We start from the raw sequence: 16,239 nt of genomic DNA, 5'->3' as shown, positions 1-16,239 counted from the left end.
GTTATTATGCGTACTAGTAAATATTTACTTTATACTAATAAAAATAATAATATTAATAATGAATTAATAAGTTATAAATTAATGTTAAAATCCGGAATGATTCGTAAAATAAATTCTGGAATTTATGTTTGGCTTCCTATAGGTTTAAAAATTTTAAAAAATATTAAAAAAATAATATATAAAGAAATAAATAAAATTAATTTTTTTGAAATAAATATACCTATAATACAATCAGCAAATTTATGGAAAAAAAGTAAACGTTTTCAAAAATATGGATTAGAATTAATAAAATTTTATAACAGGAAAAAAAAATTATTTATTTTAAGTCCAACTAATGAAGAAATAATTAATAAAATAATAAATAATGAAATTATTTCTTATAAACAATTACCAATTAAATTTTATCAAATTAAAACTAAATTTAGAGATGAAATTAGACCTAATTATGGAGTAATAAGATCAATCGAATTTATTATGAAAGATGCATATTCCTTTCATAATAGTAATAAATGTTTAAAAAAAACATATAATATTATATACAAAACTTATATTAAAATTTTTAAAAAATTAAATTTATTTTTTTATATTATAAAAGCAAATTCAGGAACAATTGGTGGTAATATATCACATGAATTTTATAGTTTATTTAAAAATTTTAAAAATAAAAAATTTTTTATAAATAATTTTAATAATATTAAAAATATTAAAGTAATTAAATTAATTATTAATAATAATAAATATAATATTGAAAAATTAAGAATAATAAAATTTATTAATTTTATTAATATAAATAAAATTTTTAATATATTTAACAAAAATATAGTTAAAATAAAATTTATAAAATCAAATAATAATAAAATAATAGCTTTATTATTTAATAAAAATAAAATTTTAAATGCATTTAAAATTTATAAATTAAAAAATATTTATAAACCATTAAATTATATATGTAAAAAAAAAATTAATAATATATTTAAAAAAAGTTTATATTCAATTAAAAAATTTTTTTTAAATATAATTATTATTGCAGATTATAATATTATAAAAATAAAAAATTTTATAATTAAATTTAAAAAAAATAAAAAAATTTTAATAGGATTAAATTGGAACATAAATTTAATATCACCATATATAGCTAATTTAAATAATTTTACTAAAAATATTATAAATTTTAAAATTAAAAATAATTTATTAATTTCAAAAAATATAGAAATTGGACATATATTTCAAATAGGAACTAAATATTCAAAAATTATTAATTCTAATAATTTTAAAAAAAAAATAAATATGGGATCATATGGAATAGGAATAACTCGTTTAGTAGCAGCAATTATAGAACAAAATTATGATAAAAAAGGAATTATTTGGCCAGATAATATTGCGCCATTTAAAATTTCAATTTTACCAATAAATTTTAATAATTTTAAACTTGTTAAAAATAAATCTATTTATATATATAATAAATTTAAAAAAAAAAATATTGATATTCTTTTAGATGATCGTAATAAACATATTGGTAAATTATTTAATGATATCGATCTTATTGGTATACCTCACTTAATAATAATAAATAATATAAATTGTAAAAATGGTTTTATAGAATATAAAAATAGAAAAAATAAAAATAAAAAAATTATTAAAATAGAATATATTATTAATTTTTTATTAAATAAAATAAATTTTTTTAAAAAGGAATAAATGGTAAAAATTTGTTTAAAAAGAGTTGGTAATAAAAATAAACCATTTTTTCAAATAATAGTAATAGATAAACGTAAATCAAATAATGGAAAATTTATAGAAAATATAGGTTATTTTAATCCAATTAAAAATTGTAATTGTAAAAATATAAATTTATCTGAAGAACGTATTAAATATTGGAAAAATTTAGGAGCAAATATTTCATATCGTATTAAAAAAATTATTAAACTTTATAAAAATAATATTAATAAATAATGGAAAAAATACCTAAAAATCCAATTATAATAGGTAAAATATGTAAAAATTATAAATATAATAAATTATTTAAATTATTTTCATTTACAAAAAAAAAAAAAAATATTTTTAAATATAAACCTTTATATATTAAAAATAAAAATTGGAAAATTATCTCATTTAAAAATTATATTAAAAAAAAAAATTTTTTTATTATTAAAATTAAAAATATAAAAAAAAATCAAACAAAATTGTTTAATAATGAAAATATATATTTTGATTTTAAAAAACTAAAAATTATTAAAAATATAAATTATTATTATAAAGATATTATAGAATGCATAGTAATAAATTTTGATAATTATAAATTAGGTAAAATAAAAAAAATTATGGAAACTAAATTAAATAATATAATAATTATAAAAAAAAAGAAAGAAGAAATATTAATACCATTTATTATTAATAAAATAATTAAAAAAATTGATATTAAATTAAAAATAATTAAAATTAAATGGATTTTTAATTTATAAATAACTTAAATATAAAAATGAAAAATATTATTAAAGAATATGAAAAATCACAAATGAAAAAAAATATACCTAAAATTAATACTGGATATTATGTAGAAATAAAAATATGGATAACAGAAGGTAAAAAAAAAAGAATCCAAAAATTTAAAGGAACAATAATATCAATTAAAAATAAGGGTTTAAATAGTTCTTTTACAGTACGTAAAATTACTAATAATGAAGGAATTGAGCGTGTATTTCAAATGCATTCACATATAATTAATAAAATTAAAATTATAAATAATAATCGTTCTAAAAGATCAAAATTATATTATTTACGTAATATTAAAACTAAAAATAATCGTATTTTTTAAATAATTTATGTATATTTTAAAATTATTTTGTATTTATTAATAATAACATTTTTTTAATAGCTTTATTTAAACCTTGATAAATTCCTTCTTTAATAATTGAATTACCAATATTAAATTCATTAATTTGATTTATTTTTGATAATTTTTTAATATTATCATAATTTAAATTATTTCCAACGTTTACAATTAACCCCTTTTTTTTAGCATAAATTACAGATTTTTTAATTTTATTTAATTGAAATTTTTTTTCTAAATTATTTTTAGATTTTGAATACATAATTGTATTTAATTCTATATATTTTACTCCTGTATTAATCGCTGCATCTATTTGATATAAATCAGGATTTATAAATAAAGAAGTTTGTATTTTATTATAATTTAATAAATTAACAGCTATAGAAATTTTATTAAAATTTTTAATAATATTTAAACTTTTTTTATAATTATTTTTTTTTTTTTTTAAAATAAAACAACAAATTTTTGGTTTTATTTTCAAAATTATATCTAACATTTCATCAAAAATTTCTATTTTTAAATTTATATAATTTTTAATTATTTTTTTAAAAATATTTATATCAATTTCAAATATATGGTTTTTTTTAATATATAATGTTATACTATTTACATTTGTTTTTTTAACTATAAAAATTATTCTTAATAAATCTAAAAATAAATTTTTTTTATTTATTAAATTTTCATTAACATTAATATTAAAAGATAATTTATTCAAAATATACACTTAATTAAATTTAATTTTAAAATGTTTAAATTTTTAATTATATAATAATTATTTTTAAAAATAAATTTATTTTTTTTTTAAGTTTTCTTTCTATTTCTTTTTTTGAATAAATACTAATTATTTTAATTTTATTACCGTTTTTACCTATTATTATTTTTTTTTGACTTTTTTTTTTAACTAATATTAATACAAATATATTATAATAATTATTATTAATATATTTTTTTTCAATTTTAACATTAGTAGAATAAGGTAATTCTTGTCCTAAAAATCTTATTAATTTTTCACGAATTATTTCTGATATTATAAAATTTTCAGAATATTTATTATAAAAATAATAATTTAAATTATTTTTTTTATATAATATTGTAAAAATTTTTTTTTTAATTATGTTAATATTAATATTAAATTTTGCTGAAATTGGTATAATTTCATTAAAATTTATATTTTTACTTAAAAATTTTATATATGGTAATAAATAAATTTTTTTTTTAATAATATCTATTTTATTTATAATAACAATAATTGGACATTTTATTTTTTTAAAATTATTTATAATTTTTAAATCATAGTTTTTTAAAATAGTTCCTTCGATTATATAAATTATTATATCTATATTATATTTAATATTATTAATATTATAATTTATTATATTTTTATTATTTTTATTTATAATAAATCCAGGATTATCAATATAAATAATTTTATGTAAATTTTTTTTATAAATACCTAAAATATTATTAATTGTTGTGTTTTTTTTTTTTGATGTTATTGATATTTTTTTACCTATCAATTTATTAAATAATGTAGATTTACCAGAATTTGTTCTACCAATTATTGATACAAAACCATAAATTTTTTCTTTTAAAAACATTAAATTTCCAATATTTTAATTATTTTTTTAGCAATATACTGTTCAGTATTACTTTTAGTTTTACCTATACTAATAAAATTTTTTTTAAAACAATTAATTTTACAATTAATAATAAAATATTTTTTTTTTTTTTTTTTAATTATTGAATAATAAGGTAATTTAATATGATTTTTTTGTAAAAATTCTTGTAAAATAGTTTTATAGTCTTTATTTTTAATTAATAGTTTTATTTTTTTATTATACCATTTTAATACTAATTGTTCAGTTGTATTAATATTACTATCTAAAAAAATACCTCCTATTAATGATTCAAGTATATTTGTTAATATATAAGTTTTATTAAAGTTATTTAATTTTTTATAATTTAATTTTATATATTTTATTAAATTAAATTTAACCGCTAATGTAAATAAAATTTTATGATTTATTAAATTTGATCTAATTCTACTCATTTCACCCTCATTTATTAATGGAAATTTTTTATATAAAATATTTGAAATTATAAAATTAAGAATTGAATCACCTAAAAATTCAAATCGTTCATTATTAATATTATTATTTTTATTACTATAAGTTAATGCTTGTAATAAAATTGTTTCTTTTTTAAAAAAATAACCTATTTTTTTTTGTATTTTATTTAATATTATTTTTTTCATATTTAATCAAATAATTTTTATTTTTATAATTATTAAAATTTATAAATAATAATAATATTATTATAATTATTTATTATTAATTTTATAAAATATTAAAAACATTTCTTTAGTTAATGTAATATTATTAAATTTTTTCATTTTTTTTTTTCCAATTTTTTGTTTTTTTAATAATTTTTTTTTTCTACTTATATCTCCTCCATAACATTTAGTAATTACATTTTTTCTAAATTGTTTAATTTTGGAACTATAAATAATATTAGAATTAATAGATGCTTGAATAAATATATCAAATTGTTGTCTTGGAATTTTTTTTTTAAATTTTTCTACTATTTTTATACAAAAATTATAAGAATTTTTTTTATGAATTATCCAAGATATAGCATCAATTTTTTTTTTATTAATTAATATATTAATTTTAACTAAATCAGATTTTTTATAATATTTAAAATTATAATTTAAAGATGCATAACCATTAGTTATAGATTTTAATTTATTTAAAAAATCAATAATAATTTCTGACATTGGAATTTCATATATTAAATAAATTTGATTATTATAATAAATTATTTTTTTAAAAATACCTCTTTTTTGAATACATAATTTTATTATTTTTCCTAAATATTTTTTTGGTGTTAATATATTACATTTTGCAATTGGTTCTCTTAATTCTTTAATTTTATCATTAAAAGTTAATTTATTAGGATTATCAATATAAATTATTTTTTTATTATTTGTATAAATTTCATAAATTACATTTGGAGTAGTTATAATTAAATTTAAATTATATTCACGTTCTAAACGTTCTTTAATAATATCTAAATGTAATAAACCTAAAAAACCACATCTAAATCCTAAACCTAATGATGAAGATGTTATAGGTTCATAAAAAAATGAATTATCATTTAATTTTAATTTTTTAATAGAATTACTAAATAATTTATATTGTATTGTATTTGTTGGAAATAATGCAGCATAAATTTGAGGTTTTATTTCTTTAAATTTATATAAATTTTTTTTAGTTGGATTTAAAAATGAAGTAATAATATTACCAACTTTAGCATCATTTATATTTTTAATTGAATATATTAACCAACCAACTTCACCGCAAATTAAAAAATTTTTTTTTTTTTTTTTAGGTGTAAATATCCCTAAATCTTCTACATTATATATGTTTTTTTTATTTACTATTATTATTTTATCTCCTATTTTTATAATTCCATTTTTAATACAAATAATTGAAATAATTCCACGATAATTATCAAACCAAGAATCAATAATAATAGCTTGTAAAGGATTTTCAATTTTTCCTTTGGGATATGAAATATTAGATATAATATTTTCCAATAAATTTATTATACCTTCACCGGTTTTAGAAGAACAATTTATTATTTTTTTTTTATAACCTATAACATTTTTAATTTCTTTTGAAACATGTTTAATATTAGATGTTAATAAATCAATTTTATTTAAAACTATTATTATATCTAAATTCATTTTAACTGCTTTATAATAATTTGAAATTGTTTGTGCTTCTATACCTTGTGTTGAATCAATTAATAATATTACTCCTTCACATGCTATTAATGATTTATATACTTCATAAGAAAAATCTATATGTCCTGGAGTATCAATTAAATTAATTTTATATATTTCACCGTTTTTAGATTTATATTTTAAACTTACATTTTGCGCCTTTATTGTAATACCTCTTTCTTTTTCTAAATCCATCGTATCTAAAACTTGATTAGTCATTTCTCTTGGATTTAATCCACCACAAATTTGTATTATACGATCAGATAAAGTTGTTTTACCATGATTTATATGCGCAATTATTGAAAAATTTCTAATTTTTTTTATTTGATTTTTCATATAATTTAAATTTTTTAATTAATTTAAAATAAATAATTATTATTATATAAAGTAAATATTTAATTATATAAATATTATAAAATATAAATTTTGGCCCTTACTGGAATTGAACCAGTGACCAAACGATTATGAGTCGTGTGCTCTAACCAACTGAGCTAAAGGGCCAAATAATTATATAATTTTAGTAATAATTATATTATAAAATATTATTAAAAATTTTAAAAATACTTAAATATTCATATAAATTTATTATAAATTAATTTTATTAAATATTAATTATATAAATTTACGTTTTTCACCTTTTCCAAAAATATTAATTATACATCTATTACAAATTCCTATATATTTTGATATATTACAAATATTATTATCATAATTCCAACATCTATTACATTTTTTTTCTTTTGATACATTAATATTTATTTTAAAATAGTTTGTTTTATTATTTAATTTATTTAAAATAATTAATTTTATATTAGATATAAGAAAAAAAAATTTTAGTTCATTTTTAAATTTTTTTAAATAATTTACTAATTTTTTATTTGCATAAATTATAATATTAGCTTGTAATGAACTACCTATTTTTTTTTTAAATCTTAAAATTTCGATTTTTTTATTAATTTCTTTTTTTATTTTAATTAATTCTTTCCAAAATATATTGTTTATAAGTATAGATTTACAATCTATAAATAAAATATTATACCATTCTTCAGTAAAAATAAATTTTGATCTTTTACCAGGTAAATAATTCCATGCTTCATTTGCAGTAAATGATAAAATAGGTGATATCCAACGAACTAATGCTTCTAAAATATAAAACATTGTTATTTGACAACTTTTTCTATTAATACTTTTTTTTTTATTAGTATATTGACGATCTTTAATAATATCAAAATAAAATGAACCCATTTTAATAGAACAAAATTTTATTAAATATTTTATTACTTTTTTAAAATTATATTTATTATATGAATTTATAATTTTGTTTTGAATTTTAAAAGTATAATTTAATGCCCATAAATCTAAAATAATTAATTTTTTAAAATTTATTTTTTTTTTATTAGGATTAAAATCATTTAAATTTGATAATAAAAAACGAATTGTATTTCTTATTCTTTTGTAAATTTCTTTTGAATTGTTTAATGATTTATTAGAAACTACTATTTCTTTAGTATAATCAGTATACGCTACCCATAATCTTAAAATATCACAACTAAATTTTTTGATTAAATTTATAGGATTTATTATATTACCAATAGATTTTGACATTTTTTTTTTTTTTTTATCTATTGTAAAACCGTGCGCTATAACATTTTTATATGGTGCAATTCCATTAATAATATTTGAAGTTATTAAAGAAGACATAAACCATCCACGATATTGATCTGTACCTTCTATATATAAATCTGATATTTTATTATTATATTCTTTTTTTTTTTTAATTATAGAATAATGTGTTGTACCAGAGTCAAACCATACATCTAATATATCTTTTACTTTAAAATAATCATCACTATTAATTCCTAAAATTTTTTTTTTATTTAAATCCCACCATATTTGTATACCCTTTTTTTTAATAATTTTTATTATTTTATCTATTATTTTATTAGTATAAGGATGAATTTTTAAAGTTTTTTTATTTACAAATAATGTTATAGGAACTCCCCATATTCTTTGTCTTGAAATACACCAATTTGGTCTTTTTTTAATCATATTTTCCATATGAGTTTTGCCCCATTTAGGAATCCAATTTGTTTCTTTAATATTTTTAATTAATTTTTCACGTAAATTTTTTTTATCTAAATTAATAAACCATTGTGGTGTTATTCTTAAAAAAACTTTTGTTTTATGTCTCCAACAATGTGGATATTTATGTATAATTTTGTTTTTATATAATAAATTTTTATTTTGTTTTAATAATTTAATTATTATATTATCAACATTAAAAATTAATTTTTTATCTAATAATATATGAGTACCTAAATTATAACAACCATTTTCATTTATTTGGGTTAATGTATTTAATAAATATTTTTTACTAATTATAAAATCGTCTATTCCATGTCCTGGAGCAATATGTACTGCACCACTTCCAGTATCTAAAATAACATGATTACTTAATATAATTGGAATATTAGAATTTATAATAGGATGTTTAAAATATAATAATTCTAAATCTAAACCTTTACAATTACTTATTATTTTCCAATTTTTAATGTATAATAATTTCATAATCTTAATAACTGAATATTTTGATAAAATTATATATTTATTTGAAAATTTAATAAGTTGATACGTTAATTTAGGATTAATAGCAATAGCTTTATTTGAAAATAAAGTCCAAGGTGTTGTTGTCCAAATTACTAAATCAATATTTTTAATATAATAATTAATTTTAAATTTTTTTAAAATTTTTTCATTTTCTATTGAATTAAATAATATATATATTCCAAATGATTTTATATTATAATAATCGATTTCAGCTTCTGATAACGAAGATTGACAATTTATACACCAATGGATAGGTTTTTCACCATTTATTAAATATCCAGAATTTATTATTTTTTTAAATGCTTTTATAATATTTGCTTGTATTTTATAATCCATTGTTAAATATGAATTTTTCCAATCTGCTATAATTCCTAAATTTATTAATATTTTTTTTTGAATTATAACTTGTTTATTAGCATAATTTCTACATTTTTCTCTAAAATTAGATTTTGATAATTTTTTATAGTTTTTATTATTATTTTCTACTTTTAATTCTATTGGTAAACCATGACAATCCCAACCTGGTATATATGGTGCATTAAAACCACTCATGTTTTTAGATTTAATTATTATATCTTTGATTATTTTATTAACTGCATGTCCTATATGTATATTACCATTTGCATATAAAGGACCATCATGTAATATAAAAAGAGGGTTTTTTTTTTTTGATTTTCTAATTTTTTTATATAAATTTTTAAAATTCCAGTATGAAATTATATTTGATTCATTATTATTAAAATTATTTTTAATAGTAAATTTAGTTTTTGGTAAATTTAAAGTATTTTTATAATTTTTCATAATTATTATTCCTTTTAAATAATTTAATAAATAATAAAATATATTTATATAATTTAAATTACTTCAATATGTAATTAATAATTTTAAACTAATAAACTATTTAAGAGGAGGTGGGATTCGAACCCACGAAAGGATATTAACCTTTGACGGTTTTCAAGACCGCTGCTTTAAACCACTCAACCACTCCTCCTAATATATTAAAATAAAATTTTTTTCTTTATTTTTAATTTAATTATATTATAACAAAGTAATTTTTTTTTAAAAAAACACAAGTGTTTTTTAATATTTAAATATTATTATTTTAACATAATATTAAAATAATTATTTTAAATTTAAAATTTAAATTTTAATAAATAATATATGACAAAATTAATTTTTAAAAAATGGAATGAAATTATTGCATTATTTTTAGCAAAAAATGAAGGTATTTTTTTAACTAAAAAACATTGGGAAATTATTTATTTAATACGTAAATTTTATAATGTATTTAATTATTCTCCTTCAATTAAAATTATAATTAAAATTATATATTATAAATATGGAAATAAAAAAGGTAATAGTATATATATATATAAATTATTTAATAAAAATCCAATATATAAAATTCATAAAATTTCAGGTTTACCAAAATTATTAAAATGTTTAAATTAAATATTTATTTATTAAAATATAAAAAAAGGTATTTTTATGAGACATTATGAAATTGTTATTATGTTTAATTTAAATAAAAATAACAAAATATTAGAGATAATTAAATATTATAGTGAATATATTAAAAAAAAAAATGGTAAAATTTATAGAATAGAAGATTGGGGAAAACGTAAACTTTCTTATAAAATTAAAAAAAATAATAAAGCTCATTATATTCTTTTAAATATTGAAATTTCTAAGGAAAAAATTAAAGAATTAGAAAAAGAATTAAAATTTAATAATTTTATTATAAGAAAATTAATTATACGTACTAAAAAAGCAATTACTGATAATTCTCCTATATTTAGAGTTAAAAAAAAAAATAATATAATATTATTTAATAAATAATATTTAATTATAAATATTAATAATTAGGATTATAAAATGAATTATTTTAAACATAAAAAAAATTGTTTTTTTATTAAAAATAATATTAAATATATAGATTATAAAGATATAAATTTACTTAAAAATTATATTAATGAAAGTGGTAAAATTATACCTAGTAGAATTACTGGAACAAGTGCAAAATATCAACGTAAATTAACTCATGCTATTAAACTTGCACGTTATTTATCTTTATTTCCATATATTGATAATCATAAATAATATTAATATAAATAAAATTTTTAGAGTTTAATATGAAAATAATTTTAATTGATAAAATTTTAAAATTAGGAAATGTAGGATTTAAAACAACTGTTAAATTAGGTTATGCTCGCAATCAATTAATACCAAAAGGCAAATCTTTATATAATATAAATACTTCTAATTATATTGTAAAAAAAGTTAATAAAAATATATTTGATGTTAAAATAAAAGAAAATAAAATTAAAAAAAAGTTATTTATAAATTTTTATATTAATTATAATAATAACGGTAATTTATTTAGTACAATTAATTGTAAAAAAATAATTAATATTATTAAAAATTATAATATTAAAATTAATAAAAATAATATTAGTATTATTAAACCAATTAAAGTAATCAACAAAGATATTATTAAAATAAAAATTAATAATAATTATTATAAATTTATAATACTTAAAATTAATAATTATAAAGCTGCGTTTATGCGCAGCTTTTAAATTATAAAATTTAATATTTTGTTTTTTAAAATATGGATTTATATTATTTTTAATTTATTTATAAAATTATATTATTAATATTAATTTTTATTAAAATTATTTAAAAGGAAAAATAAATGTTAAAAAAAGAGATTTTTATAAACGCCAAAAATGGTTTACATATACGTCCTGCTGCAAAATTAGTAAAAGAAGCTAAAAAGTTTAATTCTGAAATTATTATAGAATATAATAATAAAAAAGTAAATGCTAAAAGTCTTTTTAAAATTCAAACTTTAGGAGTTTTACAAGGTGATAAAATAAATATATTAATTAAAGGTAATGATGAACAAAAAGCATTTGATCATTTATTAAATATAATTAAAAATCTTGAATAAATATTTATTTTATATTAAAAGGTAATATTATGATTTCTGGTGTTTCAGTTTCAAAGGGTATTTCTTTTGGAAAAGCATTGATATTAAAAAATGAAAAAATAATAATTAATAAAAAAAATATATCAATTAATGATATAAATAAAGAAATTAAAATTTTTTTAGTTAATCGTGATAAATCAATTAGTCAAATTAAAAAAATTATAAATATAAATAAAAATAAATTAAATCAAAATAAAGAAAACATTTTTAATAGTCATATTATGATATTAGAAGATTGTGAGTTTGAAAAAGAAATCATATATCTTATCAAAAATCAATTAATATCAGCAGATTATGCTACTAGTAAAATAATTAAAAAACAAATTAAAATATTGAAAAAAATTAAAAATGATTATTTAAAAGAAAGAATAAATGATATAATTGATATAGGTGATCGTTTATTAAAAAATATTCTTAAAATAAATATTATTGATTTAAGTTATATTAATGATAAAGTTATTATTGTATCTAAAGAATTAACACCGTCAGAAACTGCGCAGTTAAATTTAAAAAATGTTTTAGGGTTTATAACTGAATTTGGAAGTGTAACATCTCATACTTCGATTATGGCTAGATCGCTTGAATTACCAGCTATAGTTAATATATATAATATAACTAATAAGATTAAAAATAATGATTTTATAATTTTAGATGCTATTAATAATAATATATATATTAATCCTGATAAAAATATTATTAATTTAATTAAAAAAAAAAAAAATATTTATATTAAAAAAATTCAAGAGTTAAAAAAAATAAAAAAATATCCTGCTATAACAATAGATGGGTATAAAGTTTCTTTATTTTCTAATATTTGTAATACAAAAGATATAAATAATATTAGTAAATATGGTTCAGAAGGTATAGGATTGTATCGTACTGAATTTTTATTTATGAATCGTAATAATTTACCTAATGTAAAAGAACAATATAAAACATATAAATATATTTCAAAAAAAATACCTAAAAAAAAAATTACTATACGTATAATGGATATTGGTGGTGATAAAAATATATCTTATTTAAATATACCTAAAGAAGAAAATCCATTTTTAGGTTGGCGTGCAATTCGTATATTAATGGATTTTAAAAAAATTTTATATACTCAATTAAAAGCTATTTTATTATCATCAGATTTTAAAAATATAAGAATTATGTTTCCAATGATAACTTTTATTGAAGAAATTAAATATCTTAAATATGAATTGAATAATATTATAAAAATTTTAATAATTAAAAAAAAAAAAATTGATAAAAAAATTAAAATTGGCATTATGATTGAAACGCCATCAGCATCTTTAATTATTAAAGATATTATTAAAGAAATTGATTTTTTAAGTATTGGTACTAATGATTTAACACAATATATATTAGCAGTAGATAGAGGTAATAAATTGGTTTCGCATCTTTATAACCCATTATTACCATCAGTTATAAAATCAATTAAAAAAATTATTTATGAAGCTCATAAACAAAATAAATATGTAAGTATATGCGGTGAATTAGCAAGTTATGAAAAAGTTACTTTATTATTATTAGGTATGGGTTTAGATGAATTTAGTATGAATTCAAGTTATATACCATACATTAAAAATATTATTAGAAAAAATAAATTTAAAAATGCTACAAAAATATCAAATTTAGTATTAAAACAAATTACTTTAAAAAAAATAGAAAAATGTATTTTTAATAAATAAAATTATTTAAAAAATATTATGATTTAATATTTTTAAAAATTTATAATTTTTATAAAATAATTTATAATTTAATAAATATATTAAAATTTAATTTTTTGGAGCTGGCGGGATTTGAACCCGCGTCCGTAATTTTTTTATATTTTTGATACTACATGCTTAGTTTAATTTTATTATAATTAAACAAGATTAAAATAATTATTGATTTATTAATATTTAATATTTAATATTTATTATTTTACAGTTATTTAACTTATATTTATTTATTTATTTATTTACGCTGCTAAAGAATAATTTATTTTTTTTTCTGCAATTATTTATTAGGTTTTTTAACGAGGCCAACCTTTCCCCGGCATGCTTCAAAATTTTTTATAAATTACGTCGAATCCAAAATCAGCCCCATTTATTTAATTATAATATTTAAAATTTATTTTATCAAGAAGTTTTTAAAATACGATTGCGTATTTTTTTCCACTCTTTTTCTTTAATATCTTTTTTTTTATCATATTGTTTTTTACCTTTTGATAAACATATAATTAATTTAATCCAATTATTTTTCCAATACATACATAATGGTATTATAGTATAACCATATTTTTTTGTTTTATTAAATAAAAATAATAACTCTTTTTTTTTAAGTAATAATCTAATTGATCTTTTTTCTTCTTTTGTATTTTTATTAAAATTATTAATTGGTATAATTATAAAATTTAATAAATAAGCATTTAAATTTTTAAATTTTATATAACTATTTTCAATATTTAATTTACCTAATTTTATTGATTTTACTTCCCATCCTAATAATGATATTCCTACTTCTATTTTTTTTTCTATAAAATATAAAAATTTTATTTTTTTATTATATATAATATATTTTTTTTTTTTATTTAACATTATATTTTATTTATTAAATTTATAATTTAATAAATATTTTATAAAATATAATTTTATTAATATTATTTAAAATAATGATAATTTTTTAAAAATTTATATTATTTAAAAAATTATATATTTTTTTTATTTTATATTCTTTTATAATAGGTTTAATTAATATATCAAGATTTCCGTTTATTATTTCTTCTAAACAGTATAATGTTAAATTAATTCTATGATCAGTAACTCTATCTTTTTGAAAATTGTAAGTTCTTTTTTTATCTGATCTATCACCACTACCTAATAAATTTTTTCTTTTAATGGACTTTTTTTTTTTTTGTTTTGAAAATTCTAAATTTTTAATACGTGCTATTAATACTTCTAAAGCTTTAGATTTATTTTTGTGTTGTGATCTTTCATTTTGACATTCTACAACAATATTGGTTGGTATATGTGTAATTCTAACTGCAGAATCTGTAGTATTTACATGTTGACCACCAGATCCTGAAGATTTAAATGTATCTACTTTAATATTATTTAAATTTATATTTTTGATTTCATTTTTTTTAACTTCTGGTAAAATTGCTATTATACATGTAGATGTATGAATACGTCCTTGTGATTCAGTTTCTGGAATTCTTTGTACTCTATGCCCTCCAGATTCAAATTTTAATTGATCATATACTTTATTTCCTGAAATTTTAAAAATTATTTCTTTATATCCTCCATATACGCATTCATTAATATTAATTATTTTAATTAACCATTTTTTTTTTTCAGAATATTTATAATACATTTGAAATAATTTTTTTGAAAATAAAGAAGCTTCACTTCCTCCTGTACCAGAATAAATTTCTAAAAAACAATTATTACTTTTATTAATATTTGTATTGGGTAAGAAATTTATTAAAAATTTTTTTTCTATTTTTTTAAATTTTATATTATTTTTATTAATATTATTTAAAAAAAATTTTTTTTTAAAGATAGTTTTTTTAATATTTAACCATTCTGTTAATAAATAATTAATATTATTTAATTGTTTATATTCTTTTTTAAAAATTTTAAATATTATTTGATTATTTATTATTATTATGTTATTTAATATTTTTTTTATTTTTTTATAATTTCGGCATAAATTTTTAATTTTTTTTAAATATATTAATTGCATAATTTTAAAAGTTTTAAGTTTTAGTAATTAACTTCCTCTAAAAATAATTCTACCTTTACTTAAATTATATTTTGTTAATTCTATAGTTACTTTATCACCTGTTAAAATACGAATATGATTTTTTCTAATTTTACCTGATATATATGCTATTATTATGCTTTTATTTTCTAATTTTACTTTAAACATGGCATTTGGTAATGTTTCTATTACTTTTCCTTTCATTTCTATATTTTTTATTTTTGACATTTTTCCTTTATATAAATAATTAATAAAATTTTGTAGTATTTT

Annotated in this window: 18 protein-coding genes, 2 tRNA genes and 1 other RNA gene; 10 read left to right on the top strand and 11 right to left on the bottom strand. The window is 14.9% G+C overall.

Annotated elements, in window-relative coordinates:
- Positions 1–6 precede the first annotated feature (6 nt).
- The 4 genes from proS to rplS are packed head-to-tail and all read left to right on the top strand — an operon-like array spanning position 7 to position 2,815.
- Positions 7–1,698 (top strand): proline--tRNA ligase, encoded by a 1,692-nt coding sequence (gene proS / locus MEJ61_RS00570; protein ID WP_459563437.1) that lies wholly within the window; start codon positions 7–9, stop codon positions 1,696–1,698.
- Complete coding sequence (rpsP, locus tag MEJ61_RS00565) at positions 1,699–1,953, top strand: 30S ribosomal protein S16 (RefSeq protein WP_459563436.1); 255 nt, start codon at positions 1,699–1,701, stop codon at positions 1,951–1,953.
- Positions 1,953–2,462, top strand: coding sequence for a ribosome maturation factor RimM (gene rimM, locus MEJ61_RS00560; protein ID WP_459563352.1), 510 nt, complete (start codon positions 1,953–1,955; stop codon positions 2,460–2,462). Before rpsP ends, rimM begins: the two co-directional genes overlap by 1 nt.
- 17 nt (positions 2,463–2,479) lie before the next feature.
- Positions 2,480–2,815, top strand: coding sequence for a 50S ribosomal protein L19 (gene rplS, locus MEJ61_RS00555; RefSeq protein WP_459563351.1), 336 nt, complete (start codon positions 2,480–2,482; stop codon positions 2,813–2,815).
- A gap of 22 nt (positions 2,816–2,837) precedes the next feature.
- Here the strand turns inward: rplS and MEJ61_RS00550 are convergent, their stop codons facing one another.
- The 7 genes from MEJ61_RS00550 to MEJ61_RS00520 all read right to left on the bottom strand — a co-directional run bounded on the left by MEJ61_RS00550 (position 2,838) and on the right by MEJ61_RS00520 (position 10,215).
- Entirely contained in the window at positions 2,838–3,545 is a 708-nt protein-coding gene (locus MEJ61_RS00550; protein WP_459563350.1) for a pyridoxine 5'-phosphate synthase, read from the bottom strand.
- A gap of 46 nt (positions 3,546–3,591) precedes the next feature.
- Complete coding sequence (gene era, locus MEJ61_RS00545; protein WP_459563349.1) at positions 3,592–4,428, bottom strand: GTPase Era; 837 nt, start codon at positions 4,426–4,428, stop codon at positions 3,592–3,594.
- Positions 4,428–5,084: a ribonuclease III gene (rnc, locus tag MEJ61_RS00540; RefSeq protein WP_459563348.1), complete on the bottom strand. Its 657-nt coding sequence runs from the start codon at positions 5,082–5,084 to the stop codon at positions 4,428–4,430. The genes era and rnc overlap by 1 nt, the downstream gene beginning before the upstream one ends.
- Positions 5,085–5,150: 66 nt before the next feature.
- Positions 5,151–6,941, bottom strand: a complete 1,791-nt coding sequence (gene lepA, locus MEJ61_RS00535; RefSeq protein WP_459563360.1) for a translation elongation factor 4 — start codon at positions 6,939–6,941, stop codon at positions 5,151–5,153.
- 103 nt (positions 6,942–7,044) lie between these two features.
- Positions 7,045–7,118 (bottom strand) — tRNA-Ile (locus MEJ61_RS00530).
- Positions 7,119–7,229: 111 nt separating this feature from the next.
- On the bottom strand, positions 7,230–10,025 hold the full coding sequence (gene ileS, locus MEJ61_RS00525) for an isoleucine--tRNA ligase (RefSeq protein WP_459563347.1): 2,796 nt from the start codon (positions 10,023–10,025) through the stop codon (positions 7,230–7,232).
- A gap of 102 nt (positions 10,026–10,127) precedes the next feature.
- Positions 10,128–10,215 (bottom strand) — tRNA-Ser (locus MEJ61_RS00520).
- A gap of 170 nt (positions 10,216–10,385) precedes the next feature.
- On the opposite strand from MEJ61_RS00520, the gene MEJ61_RS00515 reads away from it, so the two are divergent.
- From MEJ61_RS00515 to ptsP, 6 genes are all read left to right on the top strand, one after another.
- A complete protein-coding gene (locus MEJ61_RS00515; RefSeq protein WP_459563346.1) occupies positions 10,386–10,676 on the top strand; it encodes a TusE/DsrC/DsvC family sulfur relay protein in 291 nt (96 codons plus the stop codon).
- A 36-nt stretch (positions 10,677–10,712) separates the two neighbouring features.
- Positions 10,713–11,063 carry a 30S ribosomal protein S6 gene (gene rpsF / locus MEJ61_RS00510; RefSeq protein ID WP_459563345.1) on the top strand — a complete coding sequence of 117 codons (351 nt, stop codon included), beginning with the start codon at positions 10,713–10,715 and terminating at the stop codon, positions 11,061–11,063.
- Between the two features lie 36 nt (positions 11,064–11,099).
- The gene (gene rpsR / locus MEJ61_RS00505; RefSeq protein ID WP_459563344.1) at positions 11,100–11,324 is read left to right on the top strand and encodes a 30S ribosomal protein S18; all 225 of its coding nucleotides are present in this window, start codon (positions 11,100–11,102) and stop codon (positions 11,322–11,324) included.
- A gap of 32 nt (positions 11,325–11,356) precedes the next feature.
- Positions 11,357–11,803, top strand: coding sequence for a 50S ribosomal L9 C-terminal domain-containing protein (locus MEJ61_RS00500; protein ID WP_459563343.1), 447 nt, complete (start codon positions 11,357–11,359; stop codon positions 11,801–11,803).
- A gap of 116 nt (positions 11,804–11,919) precedes the next feature.
- The gene (locus MEJ61_RS00495; protein ID WP_459563342.1) at positions 11,920–12,177 is read left to right on the top strand and encodes an HPr family phosphocarrier protein; all 258 of its coding nucleotides are present in this window, start codon (positions 11,920–11,922) and stop codon (positions 12,175–12,177) included.
- A gap of 29 nt (positions 12,178–12,206) precedes the next feature.
- Positions 12,207–13,913, top strand: coding sequence for a phosphoenolpyruvate--protein phosphotransferase (ptsP, locus tag MEJ61_RS00490; protein WP_459563341.1), 1,707 nt, complete (start codon positions 12,207–12,209; stop codon positions 13,911–13,913).
- A gap of 95 nt (positions 13,914–14,008) precedes the next feature.
- Here ptsP and ssrA read toward each other — a convergent pair.
- The 4 genes from ssrA to infA form a co-directional block, all read right to left on the bottom strand.
- Positions 14,009–14,311, bottom strand: a transfer-messenger RNA (tmRNA) gene (gene ssrA, locus MEJ61_RS00485).
- Between the two features lie 34 nt (positions 14,312–14,345).
- On the bottom strand, positions 14,346–14,804 hold the full coding sequence (smpB, locus tag MEJ61_RS00480) for an SsrA-binding protein SmpB (protein WP_459563435.1): 459 nt from the start codon (positions 14,802–14,804) through the stop codon (positions 14,346–14,348).
- Positions 14,805–14,889: 85 nt separating this feature from the next.
- Positions 14,890–15,951, bottom strand: coding sequence for a peptide chain release factor 1 (gene prfA / locus MEJ61_RS00475; protein WP_459563434.1), 1,062 nt, complete (start codon positions 15,949–15,951; stop codon positions 14,890–14,892).
- A 27-nt stretch (positions 15,952–15,978) separates the two neighbouring features.
- The gene (gene infA / locus MEJ61_RS00470) at positions 15,979–16,197 is read right to left on the bottom strand and encodes a translation initiation factor IF-1 (RefSeq protein WP_459563338.1); all 219 of its coding nucleotides are present in this window, start codon (positions 16,195–16,197) and stop codon (positions 15,979–15,981) included.
- Between the last annotated feature and the right edge of the window lie 42 nt (positions 16,198–16,239).

This window comes from Candidatus Psyllophila symbiotica (genome assembly GCF_029910555.1).
GTDB lineage: Bacteria > Pseudomonadota > Gammaproteobacteria > Enterobacterales > Enterobacteriaceae_A.
This window is presented reverse-complemented; position numbering and strand designations above follow the sequence as displayed.